Source organism: Tichowtungia aerotolerans, assembly GCF_009905215.1.
GTDB lineage: Bacteria > Verrucomicrobiota > Kiritimatiellia > Kiritimatiellales > Tichowtungiaceae > Tichowtungia > Tichowtungia aerotolerans.
Genome location: NZ_CP047593.1, coordinates 1250279 through 1274470 on the forward strand (window position 1 = coordinate 1250279; position 24192 = coordinate 1274470).

A 24192-nucleotide genomic window follows, 5' to 3' on the forward strand; every position below is an offset into this window, starting at 1 on the left:
TTAATTCCGATCCAAATCCTTTAGTTAAAATGGCCTGCCTTTTACCCAACCTCGATACATTTTGGCTATTTTCAGCATAATAAACTACACGGCCTCATTCCAAAGCGAAGCTGAAAGCGTTTCGAGAACCGGTTCGAGCTGCTTATGCAGGATGATGTTCAACCGATTGGCTCCGCCGTCATTAGAAAAAATGTCGTTGACGGTTTGCTGGTCCAGCACCATCTCGTAGTTAAGTTGTTTGGCCAGTCGATCGAGCCATTTGCGCTGCACTGTGGTCCAGTGGCGCATAGAGTGGATTTTTTCCATGGCCGCTTCGACACGCCGGTCGAAAGGAATCAATGCTTCCCCGATGGCTGCCTGCCGAATATAGCCAACAATACCCGCAGCGATTTCCTGATTGGTTTCTCCCCGCCAGGCCGCTTTGAGACTGGATTCGGGAAACCCGTTCTGATCCAGATAGAGACGCACTTCTTTGAGTTGCTTGCGCGTGAGATCTTTGGGGCGGTTGACTACGGTGGAAAGCGCAATGGATTCATTCAGGTGGCTTTTCACAAATTCGGAAAACTCCTGCAGGTAGTCTCCCGGCCGTTCATGAACACCAAAGTTCTGCTCTTTGCCGATCAGTTCGTCTTCATGGTGTGAAATAATCGGATGACTGTCCGTTCCAATCAGCGTTTTTACGTCGTCGAGCTGCTGAACAAATCCTGCATGTGTTCGCAGAAACTCTGCTGCTTTTTCCGGCCCGATCTCATGAAAGTGTCGATGAAGCTCGGCTGGCTCAACGCCCCAGATGCCTTCCAGCTCGTTGAGCTTGTCGCGCACTTTATCGTTTCGCTCCGCTTTTTTGTGTGCTTTGCGCAGGACTCGCAGGACCTTCTGGTTAATCTGGTCGAGCACGTCGTCCGCATGACTATGCTCTGCATCCGCCAGTGCGGCATGGCAGTCGGGATTCAGCAATTCCTGAATCAGCTGATCCAGAGATATGTTCGGGTTCTTCACGATGGGCTTCATGGTGGAGACTTCGTCCAGCGCAGCATAAAGGTCTACCGGGTCATAAATCTTAAATTCTGTTTTGCCGATTTCATCGCATTTGCGCGTTGCGCGCCCGACCATCTGCTCATAAAGGATGCGGGAGCGAACCCGGCGCAGAAAAACGAGATGGCAGATTCTGGGAACATCCACACCGGTGGTCAGTAGATCGACCGTAATGGCAATAGAGGGATAGCGTTCCCGCTTGAAGCGCCGGATCAGTTTGTCCACCTGATCACTGGCTCCTGTGATTTTACGAACGGCCTTTTCGTTATAGTCCTCGCCGTAGAGTTTCTTGAACTGCTTGTCCAATTGAGTTTTAACCTTGTCCGCGTGCAGATCGGTTACGCAGAAGATCAGCACCTTTTCCTCGCCAAAGGGATCTAATTCTTCCGCGAGTGCTTCGCAGATAACCCGATTAAAGTCGTCCGCAATGACCCGCCGGTTAAATGAATCGATTTCAAAGTTCTGCTCGTCTTCCAGCTCGGCGGTATCCACTTCGCCGGATTTCATGTTAACGACTTCGACTGTTTCGCCCTTTTCGAACTGGATACCGTTTTCAGAAAGATAGGTGCGGTAGCGGATCGGAGGTTCATGATCACGCAGCCAATCATCTGCGACGGCTTCGCGATACGTGTACGTGTAAACAGGCTTGCCGAAAATATCGGTGGTGTGTTTGGCCGGGGTGGCAGTCATGCCGATTTTAACGGCATCAAACCAATCGAGCACCCGGCGGTACGTTGAAAGGTACTGCGCCTGATCACGGAACTCGATTTCACCATCGGTCATTTCCTGATCCAGCGTATAGCCGCGATGCGCCTCATCAACGATGATGCAGTCGAACTCATCGACGCAAAGTGAATTGTCAGAGCGGAAAAGCCGTTTAACCATGGCCTGTACCGTAGCGACCTGTATCCGGGTTTCGGCTTCCGGAGCCATATCGCCCAGTTCTGCAATATTGTAGATTTTCGATAGCGGGGAGTTTTGCTCCAGAGGGGCTTCATCAAAGAAATCCTGCGCCTGTGTGCCCAATGTGTTGCGATCTACTAAAAAGAGAATGCGTTTGAAGCGTTCCGCTTTGAGCAGACGATACATCAGCCCGATGATGGTGCGGGTTTTGCCAGTCCCGGTGGCCATTGCCAGCAGGCATTCTGTCTTTCCCGCCTCCAACCCCTCTTCCACCTTGCGAATGGCCTTTTCCTGATAGTCGCGCAGCTTTAAATAGGCAAAGCCTTCGTTGCGCAATGCGTCATGAGCCTCGGTCTTGCTTCGAGCCAGCCGGTCGAGCAGTCCTTCCGGACTGTGGAAGCCCTGCAGCGGCTTTTTTAGGTTGGCAGATGCACGTACGTCCCGAAACCAGGTGCCCGACTTTTCTTTCAGCTGTTTGACAAACGGTTTCCCGTTGCAGGAATAAACAAAAGGGATTTGGAAGGTGCCGGAGTCGCCGTCTGTCCAGGCACGATTTTGCCCGGCCAGTCTCCATGCGGCATAGTGGTCGCCTTCGATACGGAATCCGGCGGCATACCGTTCGGCCTGTGGTATTTTGCCCGCCACATTGACGTTTTCGCGTTTCGCCTCCACCACAGCAATGGGAGTCATGCCGGAAAACAAAACATAATCAGCTGACTGCCGACCAACCGTTGGCCATTCGGCTATCGCTTTGTTTTTGCGGGGTTCCGGGCGGGCACCCTTGCTGTAGGTCAGTTCCTGCGTATCGGCTTCCCATCCGGCGGCAATCAGTTGCTGGTCAATCAGGATGCGAGTCAGCTCCTCGTTCAGATCAACCTGACCGGATGCTTTGCGGGCATTTTTAGTCGCAGCACGCACAGCTTTCGCATCGAGCTGGTCGCGCAATGCCTGCAGCTGTTTTTCATAATCAGCCTGCATATTGGCAAGCTTCGCCTCATTTTCTGAGGCAAGGGCCTCAAAGGTGCGGGCATCCTCATCCATTTTTTCGGCGAGGACTTCAAACTCCTTCTTCTCTCGGGCCACCAGTTCGGCCAGTTCATGGCTGGATTCGATTTCCTGGTTTGCATCTGTCAGCGATGCTTTGAGCTGTTCAATCTGCTTCTGCAGTTCCCGCAAGCAAAGACTCGGGTCTTTCGGCGGGACAAACGGCCCCGGCTTAAATTTATCCCCATTTGGCCCGAACGTGCGGTGAAACCAAATCGCAAGAACTCTCGCCAGCTTGAGACCGTTCATGGCTTCGCGGTGCTGTGTGTGAAAACCGTGCGTTGCCTTGTTGCCCTCAATGCGCAGTGTATGGAACAGCTCACGAACCTCGTTATCCAGACCAACCTGTCTATTCAGTCGATACAGTAAATCTGCCTGTTTGGCCTGTTCGTCGAACGTAATCCCGCACCGGGCGGCCATATCGCGCGCAAACGCCTCTCCAAGCTGGCGAAGTTTAATCAGTGTTGTATTCGGATCGCGGGCGAAAACCGCCTCAGCCATAGAGGCGAGTTGCAAAAATATGGGGTCATGATCTTTCAGGAATTCAAAATTCCCTATCTGATTGTCTGCCGCCTGCATTTCTGTCATTCACTCCATAATGGTGCACAAATTACAGGCATTCTATGCAGGTTTTGCGGAGATTGGAAGAACGTGCATGAAGTTTTCCGAAGTCTGAAAAGCAGGCTAAACCTGCCTCCATAATTTTCCAAGGCTTGGTAAAGAAGCAGGGAGATCAGCCGATTTACTAAGCACGAAGTGGAGCGGGTGACCTGAGGCGCATGCGCCGAAAGTGCTTTCGTATTCCGAAAGACAACGGACCCTGAACCGGTGAATTCAGAAGATCAAAAATGCCGTTTTTGAAATGCCCGGCCGGAACCGGATTTCAGGTAGGATTCGAAATGCCTCGCCCTCAATTCATTATCAAACCCCACATACGTTCGTATCTTCCATGGGCGACGGGATTTGGTAGAGGAAACAGAACCCTCATTATGCTGCTGCAGCCGGGCCAAAACATCTTTGGTAACGCCAACGTAAAAATGCGCTACCTGATTTTCGAGAATGTAGACATACCACATAATCTGGCCAGCCTAGCCGAAGCACTCAGTGGAGAAAAGGCCCGCTTTCGGGCTCTTCCTCAAAGACGGGGGCAAGGGCGATCCCTGACTGCTAAGGTAGCAGTTGGAATAAAAAGGAGATCGCTATGCCCCAAGAGAAGATAGACCTGGTCGGCCCCGGCATCAAGGTTCATTCCGTAGTCCGCCACGGTGGCGTGATGATTCATGCCGAGTACGTTGGCCCGGTGGCCTGTCCGCAATGCAGTTCAGAGCAGCTGCGCACTAAGGATCGATTTGTACGGAAGCTGCGTCATGAAAGCATTGGAACGAAAAACACCTGGCTGTACTTGACGCTGCGTAAATATCGCTGCGAAGACTGCAGACGCTATTTTAGGGCCCGAGTGCCCGGCCTGCTGCCGTACCGGCGCAGTACCGAGATGTTCCGTCAGGAGATCTTTATGGATCACCGTGACGGCATCAGCCAGCAACAGCTGCATCGTCGGCGAAAGATCGGATCCGCTACTGTCGAGCGGTGGTTTCATGACCATCTGGAGCTTAAAGAGAAGATGTTTTCCAGCCGGTTGTGCCCGACGGTTCTGGGTATTGATGAACACTTCTTCACCAAGAAGCAGGGATACGCAACGACCTTCTGTGACCTGCAGAAACATCGGATATTCGAGGTAGCCAAGGGACGATCGGAGCACTCCCTGCATAGCGCTCTGATGCGAATGAAAGGCCGGGAACGGGTTCAGGTGGTCTGCATCGATCTGTCTTCAAGCTACCGGGCCTTGGTAAAGCAATACTTTCCGAATGCCCTGATCGTAAGCGACCGGTTCCATGTCGTGCGCACCGTCATCCGCCATTTCCTCGACACATGGAAGCTACTTGACCCTGTAGGGCGTAAAAACCGTGGGCTGCTATCGCTGATGCGCCGAAAAAGCGGCAATCTGCATCCAGACCAACAGGCCCGTCTGGAGCGATATTTTGAGCAGAACCCAGCGATTGGTATGGTGTACAAGGCCAAAGAGGAGCTATGCGAACTGCTTAACCAGAAGCATCGAACACAAAAGGATTGCCGGCCGCTAATCTCACGCCTGCTGTACTGGATCGATCAGCTGCGCAACAGTCCATTCGAGCCGTTGCGCACGCTGGGGGCCACATTGAGTTCCTGGCGCGATGAGATCGCCCGGATGTGGAGGTTCACCCGCAACAACGGCATTACAGAAGGCTTCCATACCAAGATGGAGCTGATTCAGAGAAGAGCCTATGGCTTCAGGAATTTCGACAATTACAGATTGAGAGTAATTGTGATGTGTGGTTAATAAAAATTCGCCCTTGCCCCCGTCTTTGGGGAAGAGCCCGCTTTCGCCAAAGGCTTCAGCGAGACAGCCTTCGTATTTCATTTCACTCAATTGCGAAGGCTGGAGCGGGTGAAGGGAATCGAACCCTCACAACCAGCTTGGAAGGCTGGGGCTCTACCATTGAGCTACACCCGCGTGAAGAGTCGAAGAAACTACTAAACTCGTGCACAGAATCAAGTCTCTTCTTTTTAAAACTGTGCCTGTGATTCCGGCGGAGGAAACATCAGCCTTTCAGGCGCAGTAAAATGTCCATGGCCTGCCGCTGCATTTCGAGGACGCGTTGCTGCGAAGCGGCTTCGTTGTAGCAGCGGAATTCAGGCGCATTTCCGGACGGGCGCAGGTGCAGAACTTCCATGGACTGGAAGGTGATGCGCAGGCCGTCGGTGCGGTCCATGCCCTCCACGCGGCCGAACCGGTCGCCGAAGACTTCTTCGACCGCCGCTGCGTCTTTGAAGCGTTCAATGATTCTGGCGCTCTCTTCGGTCGGGAAGTTCTGGATGCGGTCGGAGGCGGTAAAGCGCTGCGGCAGATCGGTCAGCAGGCCGGAAACCGATTTGTTCTCCTGGATGGAAAGCAGAATGATGCTCAGCACCGGCAGAACCGCGTCGCGCGTGGGAAGAGCCTTCAGGCTTTTTCCAAACATGGGAAGATCGCTGTTGGTCAGAAAGCCGCCGTTGGCTTCGTAGCCGACAACGCCTTTGCTTCCGGCCTCAACCGCTTCGTTCATGGAGGCGATCACGAAGGGGGAGCCGATTTTTGTGCGGCGCACGTCAGCAAACCATCCGGTTTTTTCAAGGGCGGTATTGCAGCTGACCGGAGTGCTGACCGAGTCGGCGCCAAGATACCGGGCGGCAAGGATGCCCGCGATGTCGCCGCGCAGCCAGGCTCCGGCCTCATCGCTGATGAGCGGCCGGTCGCTGTCGCCGTCGGTGGAAAGGATGGCGTCGAAGTCCTGCCCGGCGGCCCACTGTCTGGCGAGAGCAACGTCTTCTTCGCGGATGGCTTCGGTATCGACCGGAATAAAGGTGTCGGACCAGCCGAGCGGGGTTACGTCCGCACCGAGGCCTTCAAAAATCCGGACGATCATTTCGCGCCCGACCGCAGAGTGCTGGTAGATGCCGAGTTTTTTCCCGGCGAGGCAGTCGGACGGAAAGATGTCGAGGTAGCGGGCCACATAGGCTTTGCCGGCGTCCGGGTTTTCCGTCGGCATTTCAAACGATCCGTCGAGGGCGCCGACAGCCAATTCAACGACCTGCGAGACGATGCCCTGCTCGTCGGACTTAAGGACCTCGCCGGAGGCTTTGTTGAATTTGATGCCGTTGCGGTCGTCGGGGATATGACTGCCGGTGACCATGATGGCCGGACAGCGGTTCTCGATGCCGTAAAGGGCAACCGCGGGGGACGGGATACGTCCGCAGTTCATGGGAGAGTAGCCCATATCCGCGGCTGCGCGGGCGACGGCGGCCATGATGCGGCCGGTCGACGGACGAAGGTCGCCGGCGATAGCGACGGTTTCGCCGTTTTTACTGATTTCGCCCTGCTGTTCGAGATACTGCAGAAATCCTTTGGTGTAAATATAACAGACCTGATCCGTCATTTCATCGGCCAGGCCGCGGGCCCCACTGGTCCCGAACTTCACTCCGCTGCTCTGCATGACATCTTTGATCACAAATTCCATACGCCTCTCCCGTTAAAAATCGCGCGCATTCAACACTAAAGGCCACGCGAATGCAACCGTATGACGGAGAGCGTCTGTTTTCCCTGCGCGGGAAACAACCACCTTCAATCCTGCAGTTTCAGGCGCATCAAACCAGCGGAGTGCGCTCCTGGTCCCAGACGGTGAGGTTGGCAAAGTCGGTCCGGCGCGTGCGCCAGATAAACCGCGCCATAAACAGGGTCACCGCAATGGTGATGATATTGCCGACAATCGCGGTGTAGTACAGATCGAACGGAACGCAGAGAGAGTCCGGAAGCAGCGCCCGGTCCGACAGCAGGGCATATCCGGCAAAGAACATGTTGCAGACAACCCCCGCCCAGATGGCGCGGGCATCGGCCAGCCGGGTAAGCATGCCGACCAGGAAAATACCGGCGAGGCCGCTCATGGTCAGGGACCCCAGGATCATTCCGAAATCCATCAGGGTTTTGGTCTGCGCTTTGTAGAGCCACCACGCGCCCAGCATCATGAACAGGGATACGGCGGCAGAGGACACAAACCCGACCTTCAGGTAGTGCCGGTCGGAGCGGTTCTTAACGATGAATTTTTTATAGATATCCTGCACCCAGACCATGCCGATCGCATTGATGCTGGAGCTGAGCGAGGACATCGCCGCAGCCATCGCCGCCGCAATGACAATACCGACGACTCCCGGCGGGAGATAGTTGAGCACAAAATACGGAACGATTTCCTCCGCCTTGCGGATTCCATCGAGCATTTCCTGCGGAACAACATCGGGGAAGTTGTGGAAGTAGACCCAAACGGCGGTTCCCACGAGCATGAAGCTGGCCCAGACCGGAACACTGATGGCGGCGAGGAAGTAGATGGACTTACGCGCCTCTTTGGCCGACTTCGCGGAACACCAGCGCTGTACGGTGGTTTGGTCAAACTGACCGGTCAGGAAGCCAACAAACCCCACCAGGAGCATCATGAACAGCGTCTTCTCGGAAAAGGAAACCCCATGCGGCATCGGATGAAATCCCTTTTCCTCCGACCATTGACTGAACGAAAACTTCTGGTGCTCAACGCCATCGGAAATAATCTGGCCGAATCCATCGGGAAGCGCATGCACGATAATCGCCAGGATCAGGATAGAGCCGAAAATCAGCGTAAGGGTCTGCAGAACATCCGTCCAGATCACCGCGTCAAATCCGCCGGTGGTCGTGTAAAGCGCCGTAATGCCGCCGGTGAGCAGAATGCACCAGAAAATGCTCAGCCCGGTAATGGACTGCAGCAGGACCGATACGAGATACACAATCGTACTGATGCGAACCATCTGGATAACGAGAAAGACCGCGGCCGCATAACAGGAAACAGAGTTTCCAAAGCGTTTCCCGAGATATTCATAGGCAGACGAGATCGTCCCGCGCCGGAAAAAGGGCAGGATGAACCATGCCGCAATCAGGGCCGCCACCGGAAAGACAATATGCGGCAGAAAACGAATCCAGGTCGTCTTAAATGTGTCCGCCGGAAAGGCAATAAAAGTGACCGAGCTGATCGACGTTCCCAGCAGACTCAGGCCCAGCGCCCAGCCGGGGAACGACCGGCCTCCCAGAAAATACTCCTCCGTATTGGTGTTTTTCCGGGCAAAGAACAGCCCCATTCCAATCGTCAGGCCGAAGTAGGCCGCCAAAACCGCAATATCAAACCATCCCAACTGCATAACTATCCCTTCATCAGTGCTGAATCTGTTTTATCGATTCTCAACCCGGTTTGTCTGACTGAACGAAATGACTTTTCCATCAAAATAAGTCACCTTCACCGACAGTTCGTGGAGACCATCGCTCATCCCCTGGAGGTCCCATGTATTATCATCACCAAATGCCACAAACGGCGCAATTCGTTCTTTCGCCAGAAATTGTCCGTCCACAAAAAACTCAACCAGGGTAATCGTCCGCCCGCCCGTGGCTGCGGCCTCAAAAACCACCGGCCCGCTCAGCACATCGCCGGACTTTGGAGAGACGATCTTCACGGCCCGCGGTTCTGCAGAAACAACCGCATCCTGCTGCAGCAGCTGGGGAGGATAGTCCAGCGGTTTGAGGCTTTCGGAAAACTCTCCGGCATCAGCACCGAAATCAAAAACCGTCCGAGAACCGCTGTTGTCCAGGGTTTGGAAAACATCGGCATGGAATACCGGAAACGCATCGCCCTCAAAATAGTCGTGGGTATAAAAGGCCAGCTGTCCCATCTCGAGGCCGAAGATCAGGTCTTTTTTTCCGTCGCCGTTCCAATCCACCATACATGGACCGGTCGAATGCCACTGGTCATGCCCGTCACCGCTGGACCACTGGGCAAAACGTGCGCCGCGGGCTTTCATACTGCCGCGAACCAGCACAGGTTCCTGCGGAGTTCCGGCATTTTCAATATACAGCAGGTTGCCTTCATTGGAGTTGCGAGGACGGCCGACCATCAGGTCGACATCACCGTCGCCATCCCAGTCCGCCGCCTGCAGCTGGGTTCGGCCGCTGTTCGGCTTTGTAATCGATTCAATATTCACCCCGACGCATCGACCGTCCGCATCTTTGAAAAACCAGTATTCGTTCAGGTGATCCGGCTCAGCGGCATTAAAAGGATAGGCTACCAGATAGCCGCCGTCGTCCAGCACCGCCACTTCTTCCGTACCGTCGCCGTCCCAGTCCGCAACCGCCGGACTGTTGCGCCATGGAACGATCAAGGGCTTGCCCTGATACAAAAAGGTGCGGATATCGTCCGAAAGAACCGGCTCGGTTCGCGTGCCGATATTTTCAATCCAGCGCAGGCGCCCCAACGAATCATTGATAACCAGATCCAGATCTTTATCGCTGTCCACATCCGCCACCGCACAGGAGGTGTAGCCCCACCACTGCTCGCACGGCCCCTGAATCGTGCCGCCCGCTTCCGCAGCGGTAATCCGGATCTCCCGACCGTTTTCATCCTTCAGCGGCACCGCTGCCGCCAGCTTCGGCTGCGTAGATGTTCCCGTATTTTCCACCCACATAAAATATCCATTCACGTTACCGCAGATCAGGTCGAAGTCGCCGTCGCCGTCCCAGTCGGCGGCATCCGGCATGGGGGACTCGACCACATTGACCAGGCCGCCGGTTCCCGCAAACAAACCGGCATCTTCAAATTCGGCCCGGCCCTCCAGATTGCGGTTGAGAAGCAGACCCATGAATCCGCTCCACCCGGTCCAGACAATGTCGTCGCGCCCATCGCCGTTCCAGTCGACCGGACAGGGTTTCAGGGACATATCTCCGGAGTCGTACGGATCATCGAACCGGTTCCACGGAATCCGGACTCGTTCAACCGCCGGTTTCCCGCCAACCATTCCGCGGTTCAGCAGCAGCTGCAGGTCGCTGTCCGCCGAACCGGCGGCAATATCCTGCAGACCGTCGCCGTCAAAATCGCCGGACTGCATTGAGAACCAGGTGGCATTTTCAAACACAACCGGCTTGCCGTTCAGCTCCACCACATCGGTCGCGGCCTTCCCGGCCGGCCGGAGCTGCAGCGAGACCGAAACGCCATCAATATAACCGCCGGCACCAAGCTTTGTCCGATTTACAATCACTCGATCCACCGCCCCGTCCTGATCCCAGTCGATCCGCAGGTCTTTCATCGGCATCACCGGCAGCGCATCGCTCTGCAGCGGTTTCTGACGCTGCAGGAACAGCGGCTTTTCGTTTGTGCCGATATTGCGAAGCAACCAGATCCCGGCATCCGTGTTTTTGGCATAAATATCCAGATCGCCATCCCCGTCAACATCCTGGACATCCAGGGCCTGTCCCGGCCAGCCGCCCCAGAGCAGGCATTGTTCGTTCGGCGGATACCGCAGCAGTTCCCCAACGCCCAGCGGCTTATCCAGCTCCAGCGATGCCGCGCCGTCCGGACCGGCGGCATTGAAATAAATCTCGTACTGTTTCACGCCCTCCAGCGTGCGCCATTTCAAAGTGCTGTTGCGGGCGTAACCCCCGGCCAGGCTGCCGCGCGGATGATCGATTGCCGCAGGAACCGCCACCACTTTCCCGTCCGGGAAAAGCGCCAGAACCTTGATGCTGGATGGGTCCAGCGGCTCCCGGCAGCCGGCTTTCAGCATTAACCGGGCAAAATCAAAGTCCGCCCACAGCGGCTGCCCGCCTGCAGAATCGGAAACTTCGCCCGTAACCCGAAACGTTCGGTCCGCACATTTCCACGGACCGCCGTCGGCGGAAACAATCTCTTCAGCGCTCCATGTCGGCGGAGGTGCTTCATCCGGAACCAGGAACACACCTTTAAAGGAAACCAGCGCGTCGGCATACACCCGTTTGCGTGCCGACAAAAGCACGTACAACTCTCCGGCCCCGGCGGGCACAAACACCCGGTCCTCAAAATAGACCCATTCCCCGGTCTGGCAGTAGCTCCAAAGCCCCGCGGAATATCCACCGCTGGATACCAGCTGAATCATCGCCAGGTGATCCCGATAATAGTCGGTTCCGTCATCAATCTTAATCCACCCGCCAAACCGGAATGCGCCCGGACCGCGAATCTCTTCCGGAAGCGACTGTTTCGCCGTATACCACGACAGACGCCGGCCGGTTTGCAGCCCCGCTTTGACCGATAATTCTGCTGCGGCCGGATTTCCGGCTTCCCCGGCAACCGTTTTCCACGCCTCTTCCGGCGAAAACGTCCAGCCCGCCACCGGATCGGCCAGGTTTCCAGACCTCGGAAAAACCGGCAGTTCAGCCGCGCCGGCAACTCCGCAAGCAGCGGCCAAAAGAAGCGAAAAGAGTACTGACGACAACCTGTTGTGCATTTTCATGTGTTCCAATCATCTTTTTTAGACGGTTTCGAGTATTCCCTACAGGCTATATGATTTTACGAAACCGGAGGCAAACCATTTATATGTATTTTTTCTAAAAATACGCATATTTAATTTCTTGAACCGGATAAACAAACCAAGTACCTTACTCTCAAATCACGAAAAGCAAGCAATACAGTATATTTATCGCCAAACATTCTTATTAAAGGCATATATAACCAACGAAACATACGGAACTAATCTGTGTAGAAAATAAAAACAAACTGCGACACTCTAAATGAAAACAGCAAACAGCAATCTTTTTACGCCCGGCGTCTGGCCCGTCATGATCACTCCGTTTACGGACACCGGAGAGATCGATTTCCAAGGGTTGGAAAGCCTGACCGATTTTTATATTAACAGCGGTGTCAGCGGCCTTTTTGCCTGCTGTCTGTCGAGCGAGGTGCATGAGCTGACACCGGAAGAAACCATCCTGCTTTGCAGCAAAACCGTTGAATACGCCCGCGGACGGGCTCCGGTGGCAGCCGGTATCCCCCAAAGCAGCGACATGGATGAAATCGCCGTCTTCATCAGACAGATCATTGATGCGGGGGCCGACACGGCCGTTATTACAACCTGCCAGATCGCAGCCGAAGATGAGTCTGATGATGTCTGGAAACAGCGCATGAGCAAACTGATGGATTCCACCGGCGAGATCTCACTGGGGACCTATGAGTGCCCGGTTCCCTACAAGCGCGTCCTCTCCCCCGAACTTTTTCAATGGGTTGCAGAAAGCGGACGGGTCAGCTTCCACAAAGACACCTGCTGTGACGCAGAACAGATCCGGCAGAAGCTCGCCGTTTCCGGCGGAAGCGGCCTGCGCTTTTTCAACGCGCACCTGCCGACCCTGGTTGATTCACTGAAAGCCGGGGGGGATGGATATTCCGGCGTAGACGCCAACTTCTTCCCGGAACTGTCTGTGTGGATCTGTGAGAACTTCCAGGAAGCTTCGACTGAACAGATTCAAAATGCAGAACAGTTTCTGATTCAGGCGCTGGACGCCTACGGAGAATTTTATCCGCGTTCCGGCAAACAATTCCTGCAGATGCGCGGGGTTGATATGGGAACCCACTGCCGCCGCACAGGCGTTCCGCCCTGCACCGAAGAAGACCGGCAGTCCCTGGACCTGCTGTATCAGAACTTCCAGGCGCTCGCCGCAAACCTTCATCTTCCGGAAACCCGGGTTCCGGAACTACTGACTCCCTGACCGCTCTCTTTCTGCCGGGCCCCCTCGAGCAAAGGATGCCTTTGCGCGGCTGCCCGGCAGGAAAAGGATCCGGTCCGCCTGAGCGGATGCTCGGGCGCGCCACGGCATCAGTATAAGCTGTCTGCACCGATCCTGATCGGCTGTCTCACCTGCACCCTCCTGCTTCTTTGGACCGCCGAAGCCGGCGGCCGAATCCGCCACCCCGAATTCCGCCCCGCCTCCGTCGACACTGCGCCCTGAACGTCTCCCAGGATTGGAAAAATTTCCGGCCTCTGTTTTTAGGGTCGTCGGAGACTTGTCCGGAATCCCGAATTACGGCTAAATGTGCGCTTACGACGAAAGGAATCCGGAATGAAGGTATTGGTGATTGGAAACGGCGGACGCGAACACGCGCTCTGCTGGAAACTGAAGAACGACTCGCGCAACCCTGAAATTTTCTGTGCCCCCGGCAATGCCGGCACTGCCGAGCTCGGCACCAATCTTGATCTGGTCGCCACCGATGTCGAAGGCATCACCGAGTGGGCCAAAGCCCATCAGCCCGACCTCACCGTCATCGGCCCGGAAGCCCCGCTCTGCGTGGGTATGGCCGATGCGCTTGAAGCCGAAGGATTTCGCGTTTTCGGCCCCAAACGCGCCGCGGCCGAGCTCGAAGGCAGCAAGGAGTTTGCCAAGGAAATCATGAAAGCCGGCGGCGTACCGACCTCGGACTATGCCGTATTCACAGAAGCCGAACCGGCCTGCAGATACGTCCGCGAAAAAGGGGCGCCGATCGTCATTAAGGCCGACGGCCTCGCCGCGGGCAAAGGCGTCACCGTTGCCGAAACCGTGGAACAAGCCGAAGCCGCGATCAACGATGCGCTCGGCGGAGCCTTCGGCGAAGCGGGAAGCCGCGTCGTCATCGAAGACTTCCTCGTCGGCGAAGAGGCCTCCATCCTCGCGCTGATCGATGGCGAACACGTCGTCATGCTCGCCTCCTCGCAGGACCACAAACGCGCCTACGACGGCGACACCGGCCCCAACACCGGCGGTATGGGCGCCTACTCCCCCGCGCCGATCGTCACCGACGCCGTCCTCGAAAAAGTCCGCACCGAAATTTATGACCGCACGCTCGCGGAACTCAAAAAACGCGGCATCACCTATAAAGGAGTGCTCTACGCCGGACTGATGATCGATAACGGCCAGCCGAGCGTCGTTGAATTCAACTGCCGCTTCGGCGATCCCGAAACCCAGGCCGTTCTCATCCGCTGGGACGACGACATCATCCCGGCCATCGAAGCCTGTATCGACGGCACACTCTCTGAAGAGCTGATCAACTGGAAAGCCGACCACTCCGTCTGCGTCGTGATGTCCGCCGGCGGCTATCCCGGCAGCTACGAAAAGGGCCATGAAATCCGCGGCCTCGACGACACCGCGGATGACGCCATCGTCTTCCACGCAGGCACCGCACTTAAGGACGGCAAGGTCGTCACGGCCGGCGGCCGCGTGCTCGGCGTCACCGCACTCGGCGCCGACCTGCGCACCGCCGTCGACAACGCGACCGCCGCCGTCGAAAAAATCTCGTGGAAGGACGCCTTCTATCGCAAAGACATCGCCCACCGCGCGCTGTAAGCCATCCATGTTCAACCTGTGGAACAGCCTGCCGCCGGTTACGCGCTATGAATACGAGTCGACCCCCGGCCCGGATTCCGCGATGGGGTGGAAAGGCTTTGGCTCCGGCACCGTCGATTGCGATAAGTCGCCGGAGCTGCTGTATTTTAAAGAGCGCGGCACGTTCACCCTCGCGACCGGGGGCCGCACGGTCGAAACGCAGAACGAGTTTATCTGGCAGCGGCTGAGCAGCACGCGCATTAAGCTCTCACACAGCCGGTTCGGGCGGGAGAACCCGGTGACCCTGTTTGATCTGGTTTACGACCCGGCAAACGATCAGTGGCTCAGCGAGACGGCGCATGTCTGCGGCGATGATCTCTACAGCGGCAAGGCCGCATGGATCGACGGGGCCGTTCATTTCAGCTGGAGCATTTCCGGGCCACGCAAGCAGGAAAGCCTGCACTACATCTATTCGAGGTAAGTTTTGGGATACTTAATCATCACAACCATTTTATGGTCGCTGTCGTTCAGCCTGATCGGCGTCTACCTGGCGGGGCAGGTGGATGCCTATGCCTCCGCCTGGATCCGGGTGGCACTGGCGACGCTCGTCTTTCTGCCCTTCCTCCGCCCGCGCGCCATCCCTAAAACCGACGCGCTGAAACTGATGGGCATCGGCGGCGTGCAGCTCGGCCTGATGTACATTTTCTACTACCAGTCCTTCCTGCTGCTCACCGTGCCGGAAGTGCTGATCTTCACGGTGTTCACCCCCATCTACGTAACGCTCATTTACGACGCGCTGAAACGAAAATTCAATCCGCTGTATTTGGTTTCAACCTTCGTCGCCGTGCTCGGCGCCCTGGTCATTCGCTACGACAACCTCACCGAAAACTTCCTACTCGGCTTCTTTGTCGTTCAGGGCTCCAACCTGTGCTTTGCATTCGGACAGGTGGCATACAAATTCTTCAAAGAATCGCGCGAGCCGGTTGCCCAGCGCGACATCTTCGGCTGGTTCTACATCGGCGCGCTCATCGTCATCAGCATTGCATGGATCATCTGGGGCAAGGCCGGGATTCCTACCGACTCCGTACAGATCGGCATCCTGATTTGGCTGGGCATCGGGGCCTCCGGCCTAGGCTATTTCCTTTGGAACCGCGGCGCCAGCCGCGTCGATGCAGGATATCTCGGCATTATGAACAACGCACTGGTGCCCGCCGGATTGCTCGTCAACATCACGATCTGGAACCACGACGCCGATCTCGTCCGCCTCGCACTCGGCAGTGCCATCATCGTTCTGGCCCTCCTGCTCCACGCAAAAATCAAGCGGCGTTGACTTACCGAAGGGCTTTCTATAGGCTCCCCGCCCCACGAGGACAGCATTTTAAAAAATAAGGAGAACAATGATGGCCAACAGCAGAGTTTCAATCGTAATGGGAAGCGCCAGCGACTGGAAAGTCATGGAGCACACCTATAAAACCCTCAAAGAGTTCGGCATCACCGCGGATGTGAATGCACTGAGCGCGCATCGCACACCGCACCAGGCATGTGAACTGGCAGAAAACGCAAAAGCCAACGGCACGCAGGTCATCATCGGCGCCGCCGGCGGTGCGGCCCACCTGTCCGGCGTTCTGGCCGGCCACACCACCCTGCCGGTTATCGGCGTTCCGATGCCCGCATGGTCACTCGACGGCATGGACTCCCTGCTCTCGACCGTACAGATGCCCAAAGGCGTTCCGGTCGCCACCGTCGCCATCGGCAAAGCCGGCGCCGTCAACGCCGCCATCCTCGCCGTGCAGATCATGGCGCTGTCCGACGACGAACTGGCCCAAAAAATGGTCGAGTACAAAAAGAAAATGACTGAAGACGTTCTGGCAGCGAATGAAGAGCTTCAGAAACAGCTGGACTAAACTCCCTGCTGCTTCAGCACAAACCGCCTTCGTCACCGGAGGCGGTTTTTTATTTGTTCGGCGAGTTGAGCATCGGTGGCAAACAAAATGCCGCGATGGTTCATAAACGTGGAGTCCGCGCGGTTCAGGTCGAGCGGATTCCCCGCGAAGTCCGTCGCCACCGCGCCCGCTTCCGCAAACAGGCAGGCCGTTGCCGCAAAATCCCAGATGGAGCCGCCGCCTTTTCCAAGCTTTGGAAACTTGAAGTAGCACGCCGGAGCATTCTCCAGAACCCAGACGGCATTCATCGCCGCGCCGCCGGTCATTCGAACCTGCGAATGTTCGTCCAACTCCAGTTTTTCCAATGTTTGGAAAAAACGTGGATTGTTCTTAAAACTCCGGTCGGTAATCAACTGCAGCGGAGTCCCGTGGTCACGAAGTTTCCAGGGTTTGGAATTTTTGAAGATTCCGCCGCCGCGAACCGCGTGCCAGCAGTTGTGTTCGACCGGATCGTAGACCACGCCGATGTGCGGTGTGCCGTCGCGCGCGACCAGGGCGATCGAAACAGAGTAGCCGGGAATGCCGTCGATAAACGGAAGCGTTCCGTCGATGGGATCGATGCACCAGAAATACTCTTTCTCAAAGCGGCTGTGGTCGTCCTCGCTCTCCTCGGCGAGCAGCGCCAGATCGAACTCCTCAATCGTCGGCTTCAGGATTTCAAGAATCATCCGCTGGCTCTTTTCGTCGACTTCGGTCAACACCTGCGAAGCGAGGCTCTCGCCCCCTTCCTTGCGAGTCACATGCTGAGGACGCGACTCCGCAATCATCTTCCCCGCAGTTTTTGCAGCCTCAATGGTCGTAGCCAAAAGTTTGTCGAAATCCATCATGCAAGCTCCTTCAGTACCTGCCGAGCAAGGCGCATTGAATAGCTGTTAATCTTCCAGTGACCGGGGCTCCAGCCCTGCAGAAAGCGGAAGAAGTCGGTCCACGCCACCGGATACAGAGCTCTCCATTCCGTTTCCAATGCCTGAAAGGAGGCCGAGCCTCCACCCATACATTTTTCCAAGGTTCCGAAATAGTAATCGAGCAGTTCGTCTTCGCGCTCCTCGCACTCATCTTCGTTGAGGCAGCTGCCGAGAAAGTAGGCGACATCCTTCATGCCGCATCCGCCGCCGACATACTGAAAGTCAACCGCCGCGACCTGATTCCCATGCGCAGAGAAACAAAAATTGGCGAGCTTGGCATCGCCGTGTACAAATGTTTTAAAACGCGCATCGTTGAGGCGGCGGTCAATCGCCGCCGCGGCGTTTCTCAGTGCGGAATCGTCGAGCGCGGCCAGTTCGTCGGGGCGAGTCGCCAGGTGCCAGTAGGTCCCGACCGGCCAGAGACCATCCGGATTTTCGTTCATAAAGGCGGCATGAAAATGCGCAAGCCATGACAGGCAGGCGCGAACGTCTTCGTCCGAAACAGTTCTGCGACGATCGCCGAAACCGGCGGCGTCGAGGTCTTCGAGCACCATAAATACTTCATCGCCATGCGTCTCCAGCGCATGACACTTCGGCACGCGGCATTCCGCGCCGCAGCGCGCGGCCCATGTTGCATAGAATTCGGTTTCGACCTGATAGGAGCGCACTTTGCGTTCATGCGACAGACCGGTGTTCCAGCCGCGCGGGTGATTCGCTGCATCGGGCCAGTGAACGTGCTTCACCACAACGCTGTCGACGTCCGCGCCGTGCAGCCGGCAGCGGATGATTTTCCCGTAGCCGCTCCAGAGGCTCTGGATCAGCTCGCCCTCTTCGGTCAGGCCTTCCGCGCCGGTTGCGTTGAGTACAATCTGTTGAAAATGGTCATTCATAAGAGGCGGCAAAATAGCATAGGCTTTTCGCATGAGTAAACTGATTCAAGTGAATGCCGAACATCCCGAGCCGGAGATTATTGAGCAGGCCTGCAGAATTCTGGAAGCGGGCGGGCGGGTGGTGGTTCCGACCGAAACGGTCTATGGAATCGCCTGCGCTCCGGAACATATTGAAACGCTCTATTGCGCAAAAGAGCGCGACCGGGGCAAGCCGATCGCACGGTTGGCCGCGTCGCTCGAACAGGTTGAGGCACTCGGCGCGGACTTCGGCCGCGACGGCAAAGCCCTCGCCGAGAAATACTGGCCCGGCCCGCTGACACTCGTGCTCAATACACCGGAGGGAACCACCGGCTTCCGCGTGCCGGCCCACGAAGTACCGCTGGCCCTCGCCCGCGCCTTCGGACGACCCATTGCGCTGACCTCCGCCAACAAAAGCGGCGGGGCCGATGCCACAAACGCTCAGGATGCGTTCCAATGTCTGGAAAACGATGTGCCGTTGTTTCTCGATTCCGGAGAAACATCAACCCAGGTTCCGAGCACAGTGCTTCTATGCTCAGCCAATGAAACAAAAATTCTGCGCGAAGGGGCAGTCTCTGCCGAAGAGCTCAAGCGCTACACGGATTCATAAATGCGCTTGTGCGCTTCGATTCCGGCGAAGCGGAACGGGCCGGTGCAGTACTGAGCAAACACATGCTCGCCGCCGTCGGTCGGGATCCCGTAATTATAAATATCCTCATACTGCTGGAAGGTAAGCTCCGTGCGTCCTGCCAGCAGTTCCTGATGCACCTCTTTCAGCAGCGCAGTGCGGTAACCGGACTGAACAACGCCGCTGAAAAATTCGCCGACACAGCCGGAGCCGTAGCTGTAGAGCCCGATCCGCCTGCCGCTTAAGTCTTCAGCGCAGTTGTCGAACAGCGAGGTGATGCCGACGTAGAGCGATGCGGAATAGCAGTTGCCCGCTTCACGGCTGTAAATCAGCGACTCGCCGATCACCTGCTCGAGTTCCTCGTCGGAAATGCCGCGCGCCAGTTTCTGGTGCGCCTTGGCCGCCATGCGGGTAAACGGAATGTGATAGCAGAAACGTGCAAAATCATCGAGCGATCGACCGGATTCTTCAGCGTACTGCTTCCATGCCTCTTTGAGTGCTTTGATATAAATCAGCGTCGAATACTTGCCGTCCACCTGCGCTTCGGACAGATAGTTCGGCCGCCAGAAATCCATAACATCATCGGCATAAAAGCCGGATTCCGGATCAATGGCAACCAGTCGTGGATTGGCAGAAATGGTAAATGCAACCGCACCGCAACCCTGTGTCGACTCACCGGGGCTGTCCAGTTCGTAGCGGGCGACATCAGATGCAATAATCAGAACCTTGCTCTGCGGCTTCATGGCAACGAGCCCCATCGCCATGCGCAGCGCAGCGGTCGCACTGTAGCAGGCCTGTTTAAGCTCAACCACCCGGCAGCGGCTCGGCAACCCGAGCAGACCGTGAACAAACAGCCCGGCGGCTTTCGACTGGTCGATCCCGCTCTCCGTGGCAAGCAGAAGATTTTCCACTCCATCGAGCGCGCCGCGCTCTTTGAGCCGGAAGGCCGCGCTGGCGGCCATCGTCACAATGTCTTCATCCGGAGGAGGAATCCCCATGCGGCTCTGCCCGATTCCGACCCGGTATTTATCGGGATCCACGCCGCGCGCCTTCGCCAGCGTTTTCAAATCCAGAAAATACTGCGAGGTATAAAAACTGATTTGGTCGATGCCGATCTTCATGACGAAAGAATGAGACTCCTGTTTCCTTTGAGCTGTTCAACGTTTTCTGCGCCAAGCAGGAACATGGCTGTGACAAATTCTTTGCGAATGCGCTGAATCACCGCACGAACAGCATCGACGGATTCCATCGCGGGAGTCAACAGCGGACGGGCCATGCCGCACAGCGACGCATCAAGGATCATTGCCTTGGCCATGTCGATTCCGGTACGGATTCCGCCGGACGCAATCAGCGTGACATCCAGATCGGAAAGTTCCCGAAGCGCCTGCGGCGTCGGAATCCCCCAGTCCTGAAACAGCTCGCCCAGTGACGGATCACCGCTGCGCGCCGCTTCAATGCGGCTCCAGGATGTACCGCCCGCGCCGGCCACATCAATGATTTTTACGCCGGCCTGAACCAGCAGCTCCGCGTCGGCCCGCGATATGCCCGCTCCGACTTCCTTTACAATCACCGGCCTGCAGAGATCCCGAACCACCTCAGCGATTTTTTCGCAGAGACCCGAAAAATTAATATCCCCCTCGGGCTGCACCGCCTCCTGCAACGGATTGAGATGCAGGATCAGCGCATCGGCATTCAACGCATCAACCGCACTGCGAATCTGGCTGATCGTCATCCCCTCATTGATCTGTACAGCGCCGAGATTAGAAAACAGCAGCGCGTGCGGCGCGGCGGCACGCAGCTCAAAACTGGCGCGCGCCGCCGGATCCGAAAACATGACCCGTTGCGAACCGACGCCCATCGCCACGCCTTCGGCTTCCGCCGCGCGCGCGAGGTTGTGGTTGATCGTCCGGATCTGCTCATCGCTGCCGCCGGTCATCGACGAAATCAAAAACGGGAAGCTGAGCTTTTTGCCAAGAAATTCAACCGACGGATCGACATCAGCGAGGTTGATCTCCGGCAACGCGCGATGCGTCAAACGAATGTCGTCGAAATAAAACTTCCGCCGGTCCATCGACGCATCTTTCGCGACAATGTCGATGTGCTCCGTTTTGCGCTTGCGAATATCTTTCATGAGCGCTCCAGCTTGCGGTGGGCGGTCATGAGTTCGCCGGGGTTGGTGAGGGCGGCGAGGAGGGAGAGTTCTCCGCAAAGGACGGAGGCGGCGCAGATGAGCGCGAGCCGGCGTCCGTTGGCACCGGGCTCACGGTCTTCGCGGCAGCCGAGTTTTGTGAGCACTTCTTCGACGAAGGGAAGGCCTTTTCCGTTACCGACGGTGCCGACAATGAGGTTGGGAAGCGTGACGGAAAACCAGAGATCGCCGTCGCGCACTTCGGCCTGCGTGATACCCTGCGAGCCTTCGATAATGTTGGCGGCGTCCTGTCCGGTGGCGAGGTAGAAGGCGAGCAGCATGTTGGCGTAGTGCGCATTGCCGGAGCGCAGCCCGCCGGCGAGCATGGTGCCGATGAGGTTTTTACGAACGTTGATCTGCGCGATTTTTTCGGGCGTGCTCTTGAGATATTTGCGGACCATTTTTTCGGGGATGGTCACTTCGGCGACGACATATTTACCGCGCCCGCGAATACCGTTGACGGCAGTGGCTTTTTTGTCGGAACAGTAGTTGCCGGACAGCGATTCATATTTCAGTTCCGGGCAAAGCTCGAGAATGTGGTTCATGACGGCTTCGCTGGCCTGCGTAGCCATGTTGTGGCCCGAGGCGTCACCGGTCGTGTATTCCAATCTCAGGAAAAGCAGGTTGCCTGCGATCTGCGAATCCATGTCGATGAGCTTCGCGAAGCGGCTGGTCGTTTCGACGGCTTTTCCAAGGTTCGGAAAATCGGCTTTGATTTTTTCCAGACATTGGAAAGCGACGATCGCGTCCGGCGCTTCGAAAAGGACGGAGCGGGTCATCCGTTCGTCGATGACGACGGCTTTAATACCGCCGGAAACGGTGGCGACGCGCGCGCCGCGGTTGACGGTGGCGAACACGGGCGACTCATAGGTCGCCAGCGGCAGTTCGGTTTCGACGTCGATTTCCGGCCCGGTGATTCTGACCGGCCCGACCCACTTCAGCGGAACATTGGCAAATAACTCGCTCATCAGTTGACCGAAAATTTATAGATCGTCTGAGAAAGAAACGCTTCGCCGGGGCGAAGGATGGTGTTCGGGAACTGCGGCTGGTTGGGAGAGTCGGGCCAGTGCTGGGTTTCGAGGCAGAATCCGCCGCGTTTAACGTACATGCAGCCTCCCTTCCCTTTCAACGTTCCGTCGAGAAAATTTGCGGCATAGAATTGCACGCCGGGCTCGGTGGTGAACGTTTCCATCACACGTCCGCTGACCGGATCTTCGGAACGGGCACAGAAGGAGATTTCGCCGTCGGTTTCTTTGTTGAGACACCAGTTGTGGTCATATCCGCCGGCAAAGGCGAGCTGCTCGTTATCCTCATCTATCCGCGCCCCGATTACGTGCGGCGTGCGGAAGTCAAACGGCGTTCCTTCAACGGAGGCTTCTTCTCCGGTCGGAATGGATGTCGCATCGATCGGCAGATAACGGTCCGCGTTGATGGTCATAATCTGACCGACAGCGATGCCGGAGTCGTGCCCGGCGAGATTGAAGTAGGAATGATTGGTGATATTGAACGGAGTGGCTTTGGTACTTTCAGCGGAATAGTCGATTTTCAGCTCGTTGTCGTCAGTGAGCGTATAGGTGATTACCGTTTCAACTTCACCGGGGAATCCTTCTTCACCGTCAGCGCTGACATAGCGCATGCGGATTGCAGTATCTTCAAGGATCTCAGTGTCCCAAATGATTTTATCGAATCCTTTCAAGCCGCCGTGCAGTGCATTCGGGCCGTTGTTCTGCGCCAGCGTGTAGTCGACGCCTTCGAGCGAGAATTTTCCGTCCTTGATCCGGTTGCCGAACCGACCGATGACTGCGCCGAAGTACGGTCCGCCGTCGGCATATTCTGCGGCGGTATCGTGGCCAAGAACAATATCGGCCATGTTGCCGTCGCGATCGGGTGTTTCCAGCGAAACGATAATCCCGCCGTGATTCATGATGCGAACCCGGATGCCGTTTGAATTGGTTAAGGTGAAAAGGTCGACGTTTTCACCGAACAGGTTTTTTCCAAAAGCTTCTGATGTTACAGCCATTTCATTTCCTCTGATGGGTTTTGCGATAGTCGCTGGGCGAAAGTCCGTTATGTTTATGGAATAAACGGGAAAAGTAAAACGGATCTTCTATTCCGATTTCCCGGGCGATTTCGGCAACCGGGCAATTGGGCCGGGCAACCAGCAGTTCGCCGGCCCGCTGCAGCCGCATGTCGACCTGATACTGCTTGAAGCTTCGACCGGTCATTTTTTTAAACAGGCGGGTCACGGTGGAGGCGCTCCGGCCGGTGATGCGGGCCGCCTCATCCAGTCGCAGGGGCTGTGCCGGATTCTGGCGGATCTGTTCAATCACCGGCTCAATCAGGTCATAGTCTTTTCGGTGAATGAGCTGCCCGCGAATGATCAGCTCCAGCAGCTGGCTGAACATCGCCAGCAGGTTTTCAATTTTTTCCTCGGGCAAAACCGTACTTTCCAGAAAAGCTTCCTGAAGGGCATTGTTGCCCTGCGATTCCTCCCATTGCGCCTTATACGGAGAAATGGATGGTGCGGTCCGGCTTCGAAACTGGCCAATCATCACAAACCCGGCCAACTGTCCGGCCGAAAACAGCGGGGCGACGGCTTCGCGCATGCCGCCGTGACAGGTGTAGGAGATCATAGTCCGCTGTTCCAGCGCCGCATCCATCATACTGCCGTCCAGTGCCCGGCAGCGCGAATCCTGCCCCAGCGTTTCGCGCAGCATCCGGCAATATGTGCAGTTCGGGCGGCCTTCCGCCGCCGGGTACAGCATCTGCCGATCCGGCCCGAACAGGCTCACCCGCGTTCCGTGCAGCTCCGTGTAAATATCAATGATATCCGCCACCTGCTGGCTGATCGTGTGATTCAGAGTTGTCAGCATTTAACAAACTATGCACATTTTGCGCGAA

Annotated in this window: 19 protein-coding genes and 1 tRNA gene; 7 read left to right on the forward strand and 13 right to left on the reverse strand. The window is 56.5% G+C overall.

Features of this window, described 5'->3' with window-relative positions; genetic code table 11:
* Nucleotides 1–84: 84 nt before the first annotated feature.
* Nucleotides 85–3561, reverse strand: coding sequence for a type I restriction-modification system endonuclease (gene hsdR, locus GT409_RS05330; protein WP_160630055.1), 3477 nt, complete (start codon nucleotides 3559–3561; stop codon nucleotides 85–87).
* Between the two features lie 263 nt (nucleotides 3562–3824).
* Nucleotides 3825–4058, reverse strand: coding sequence for a GIY-YIG nuclease family protein (locus GT409_RS16125; protein ID WP_160627659.1), 234 nt, complete (start codon nucleotides 4056–4058; stop codon nucleotides 3825–3827).
* A gap of 125 nt (nucleotides 4059–4183) precedes the next feature.
* Between GT409_RS16125 and GT409_RS05340 the strand changes: the two genes are divergently transcribed.
* A complete protein-coding gene (locus tag GT409_RS05340) occupies nucleotides 4184–5359 on the forward strand; it encodes an ISL3 family transposase (protein WP_160627661.1) in 1176 nt (391 codons plus the stop codon).
* A gap of 100 nt (nucleotides 5360–5459) precedes the next feature.
* Here GT409_RS05340 and GT409_RS05345 read toward each other — a convergent pair.
* From GT409_RS05345 to GT409_RS05360, 4 genes are all read right to left on the reverse strand, one after another.
* Nucleotides 5460–5533 (reverse strand) — tRNA-Gly (locus GT409_RS05345).
* Between the two features lie 88 nt (nucleotides 5534–5621).
* The gene (locus tag GT409_RS05350; protein WP_160627663.1) at nucleotides 5622–7076 is read right to left on the reverse strand and encodes a phosphomannomutase; all 1455 of its coding nucleotides are present in this window, start codon (nucleotides 7074–7076) and stop codon (nucleotides 5622–5624) included.
* 127 nt (nucleotides 7077–7203) lie between these two features.
* Nucleotides 7204–8775 (reverse strand): sodium:solute symporter family transporter, encoded by a 1572-nt coding sequence (locus GT409_RS05355; protein ID WP_160627665.1) that lies wholly within the window; start codon nucleotides 8773–8775, stop codon nucleotides 7204–7206.
* Nucleotides 8776–8805: 30 nt separating this feature from the next.
* Nucleotides 8806–11880, reverse strand: coding sequence for an FG-GAP-like repeat-containing protein (locus tag GT409_RS05360; protein ID WP_160627667.1), 3075 nt, complete (start codon nucleotides 11878–11880; stop codon nucleotides 8806–8808).
* Nucleotides 11881–12163: 283 nt separating this feature from the next.
* Between GT409_RS05360 and GT409_RS05365 the strand changes: the two genes are divergently transcribed.
* The 5 genes from GT409_RS05365 (at nucleotide 12164) to purE (ending at nucleotide 16623) form a co-directional block, all read left to right on the forward strand.
* Nucleotides 12164–13132: a dihydrodipicolinate synthase family protein gene (locus tag GT409_RS05365; RefSeq protein WP_160627669.1), complete on the forward strand. Its 969-nt coding sequence runs from the start codon at nucleotides 12164–12166 to the stop codon at nucleotides 13130–13132.
* A gap of 351 nt (nucleotides 13133–13483) precedes the next feature.
* Nucleotides 13484–14740 (forward strand): phosphoribosylamine--glycine ligase, encoded by a 1257-nt coding sequence (gene purD, locus GT409_RS05370; protein WP_160627671.1) that lies wholly within the window; start codon nucleotides 13484–13486, stop codon nucleotides 14738–14740.
* Nucleotides 14741–14747: 7 nt separating this feature from the next.
* Nucleotides 14748–15200, forward strand: a complete 453-nt coding sequence (locus GT409_RS05375) for a DUF6314 family protein (protein ID WP_160627673.1) — start codon at nucleotides 14748–14750, stop codon at nucleotides 15198–15200.
* Between the two features lie 3 nt (nucleotides 15201–15203).
* Complete coding sequence (locus GT409_RS05380; RefSeq protein WP_233231616.1) at nucleotides 15204–16049, forward strand: DMT family transporter; 846 nt, start codon at nucleotides 15204–15206, stop codon at nucleotides 16047–16049.
* Nucleotides 16050–16119: 70 nt separating this feature from the next.
* Complete coding sequence (purE, locus tag GT409_RS05385) at nucleotides 16120–16623, forward strand: 5-(carboxyamino)imidazole ribonucleotide mutase (RefSeq protein ID WP_160630057.1); 504 nt, start codon at nucleotides 16120–16122, stop codon at nucleotides 16621–16623.
* A gap of 32 nt (nucleotides 16624–16655) precedes the next feature.
* Here the strand turns inward: purE and GT409_RS05390 are convergent, their stop codons facing one another.
* Together GT409_RS05390 and GT409_RS05395 are read right to left on the reverse strand one after the other, a co-directional pair.
* Nucleotides 16656–17489 carry an inositol monophosphatase family protein gene (locus tag GT409_RS05390; protein ID WP_233231617.1) on the reverse strand — a complete coding sequence of 278 codons (834 nt, stop codon included), beginning with the start codon at nucleotides 17487–17489 and terminating at the stop codon, nucleotides 16656–16658.
* Complete coding sequence (locus tag GT409_RS05395; protein ID WP_160627675.1) at nucleotides 17486–18457, reverse strand: phosphotransferase; 972 nt, start codon at nucleotides 18455–18457, stop codon at nucleotides 17486–17488. The genes GT409_RS05390 and GT409_RS05395 overlap by 4 nt, the downstream gene beginning before the upstream one ends.
* Nucleotides 18458–18488: 31 nt before the next feature.
* Between GT409_RS05395 and GT409_RS05400 the strand changes: the two genes are divergently transcribed.
* Nucleotides 18489–19085 carry an L-threonylcarbamoyladenylate synthase gene (locus GT409_RS05400; RefSeq protein WP_160627677.1) on the forward strand — a complete coding sequence of 199 codons (597 nt, stop codon included), beginning with the start codon at nucleotides 18489–18491 and terminating at the stop codon, nucleotides 19083–19085.
* Here the strand turns inward: GT409_RS05400 and GT409_RS05405 are convergent.
* From GT409_RS05405 to GT409_RS05425, 5 genes are read right to left on the reverse strand one after another with little or no spacing between them, the layout of a single operon-like run.
* Nucleotides 19070–20224 carry a hydroxymethylglutaryl-CoA synthase gene (locus GT409_RS05405; protein ID WP_160627679.1) on the reverse strand — a complete coding sequence of 385 codons (1155 nt, stop codon included), beginning with the start codon at nucleotides 20222–20224 and terminating at the stop codon, nucleotides 19070–19072. The two genes, GT409_RS05400 and GT409_RS05405, sit on opposite strands and share 16 nt — an antisense overlap.
* Nucleotides 20221–21234: a type 2 isopentenyl-diphosphate Delta-isomerase gene (gene fni / locus GT409_RS05410; protein WP_160627680.1), complete on the reverse strand. Its 1014-nt coding sequence runs from the start codon at nucleotides 21232–21234 to the stop codon at nucleotides 20221–20223. Before fni ends, GT409_RS05405 begins: the two co-directional genes overlap by 4 nt.
* Nucleotides 21231–22259 (reverse strand): hydroxymethylglutaryl-CoA reductase, encoded by a 1029-nt coding sequence (locus tag GT409_RS05415; protein ID WP_160627682.1) that lies wholly within the window; start codon nucleotides 22257–22259, stop codon nucleotides 21231–21233. The genes fni and GT409_RS05415 overlap by 4 nt, the downstream gene beginning before the upstream one ends.
* Complete coding sequence (locus GT409_RS05420; protein WP_160627684.1) at nucleotides 22259–23311, reverse strand: aldose epimerase family protein; 1053 nt, start codon at nucleotides 23309–23311, stop codon at nucleotides 22259–22261. Before GT409_RS05420 ends, GT409_RS05415 begins: the two co-directional genes overlap by 1 nt.
* Nucleotide 23312: 1 nt before the next feature.
* Entirely contained in the window at nucleotides 23313–24164 is an 852-nt protein-coding gene (locus GT409_RS05425) for a PocR ligand-binding domain-containing protein (RefSeq protein WP_160627686.1), read from the reverse strand.
* Nucleotides 24165–24192: the final 28 nt, after the last annotated feature.

What these genes read in the sequence shown, in the direction of transcription:
- GT409_RS05365 (WP_160627669.1), top strand. Translation starts at nt 12,164, where the DNA reads ATGAAAACAGCAAACAGCAATCTTTTTACGCCCGGCGTCTGGCCCGTC.
- GT409_RS05375 (WP_160627673.1), top strand. Translation starts at nt 14,748, where the DNA reads ATGTTCAACCTGTGGAACAGCCTGCCGCCGGTTACGCGCTATGAATAC.
- GT409_RS05405 (WP_160627679.1), bottom strand. Translation starts at nt 20,224, where the DNA reads ATGAAGATCGGCATCGACCAAATCAGTTTTTATACCTCGCAGTATTTT.
- purD (WP_160627671.1), top strand. Translation starts at nt 13,484, where the DNA reads ATGAAGGTATTGGTGATTGGAAACGGCGGACGCGAACACGCGCTCTGC.
- GT409_RS05350 (WP_160627663.1), bottom strand. Translation starts at nt 7,076, where the DNA reads ATGGAATTTGTGATCAAAGATGTCATGCAGAGCAGCGGAGTGAAGTTC.
- GT409_RS16125 (WP_160627659.1), bottom strand. Translation starts at nt 4,058, where the DNA reads ATGTGGTATGTCTACATTCTCGAAAATCAGGTAGCGCATTTTTACGTT.
- GT409_RS05415 (WP_160627682.1), bottom strand. Translation starts at nt 22,259, where the DNA reads ATGAGCGAGTTATTTGCCAATGTTCCGCTGAAGTGGGTCGGGCCGGTC.
- GT409_RS05420 (WP_160627684.1), bottom strand. Translation starts at nt 23,311, where the DNA reads ATGGCTGTAACATCAGAAGCTTTTGGAAAAAACCTGTTCGGTGAAAAC.
- GT409_RS05355 (WP_160627665.1), bottom strand. Translation starts at nt 8,775, where the DNA reads ATGCAGTTGGGATGGTTTGATATTGCGGTTTTGGCGGCCTACTTCGGC.
- GT409_RS05360 (WP_160627667.1), bottom strand. Translation starts at nt 11,880, where the DNA reads ATGCACAACAGGTTGTCGTCAGTACTCTTTTCGCTTCTTTTGGCCGCT.
- fni (WP_160627680.1), bottom strand. Translation starts at nt 21,234, where the DNA reads ATGAAAGATATTCGCAAGCGCAAAACGGAGCACATCGACATTGTCGCG.
- purE (WP_160630057.1), top strand. Translation starts at nt 16,120, where the DNA reads ATGGCCAACAGCAGAGTTTCAATCGTAATGGGAAGCGCCAGCGACTGG.
- GT409_RS05400 (WP_160627677.1), top strand. Translation starts at nt 18,489, where the DNA reads ATGAGTAAACTGATTCAAGTGAATGCCGAACATCCCGAGCCGGAGATT.
- GT409_RS05395 (WP_160627675.1), bottom strand. Translation starts at nt 18,457, where the DNA reads ATGAATGACCATTTTCAACAGATTGTACTCAACGCAACCGGCGCGGAA.
- GT409_RS05340 (WP_160627661.1), top strand. Translation starts at nt 4,184, where the DNA reads ATGCCCCAAGAGAAGATAGACCTGGTCGGCCCCGGCATCAAGGTTCAT.
- GT409_RS05390 (WP_233231617.1), bottom strand. Translation starts at nt 17,489, where the DNA reads ATGATGGATTTCGACAAACTTTTGGCTACGACCATTGAGGCTGCAAAA.
- GT409_RS05425 (WP_160627686.1), bottom strand. Translation starts at nt 24,164, where the DNA reads ATGCTGACAACTCTGAATCACACGATCAGCCAGCAGGTGGCGGATATC.
- hsdR (WP_160630055.1), bottom strand. Translation starts at nt 3,561, where the DNA reads ATGCAGGCGGCAGACAATCAGATAGGGAATTTTGAATTCCTGAAAGAT.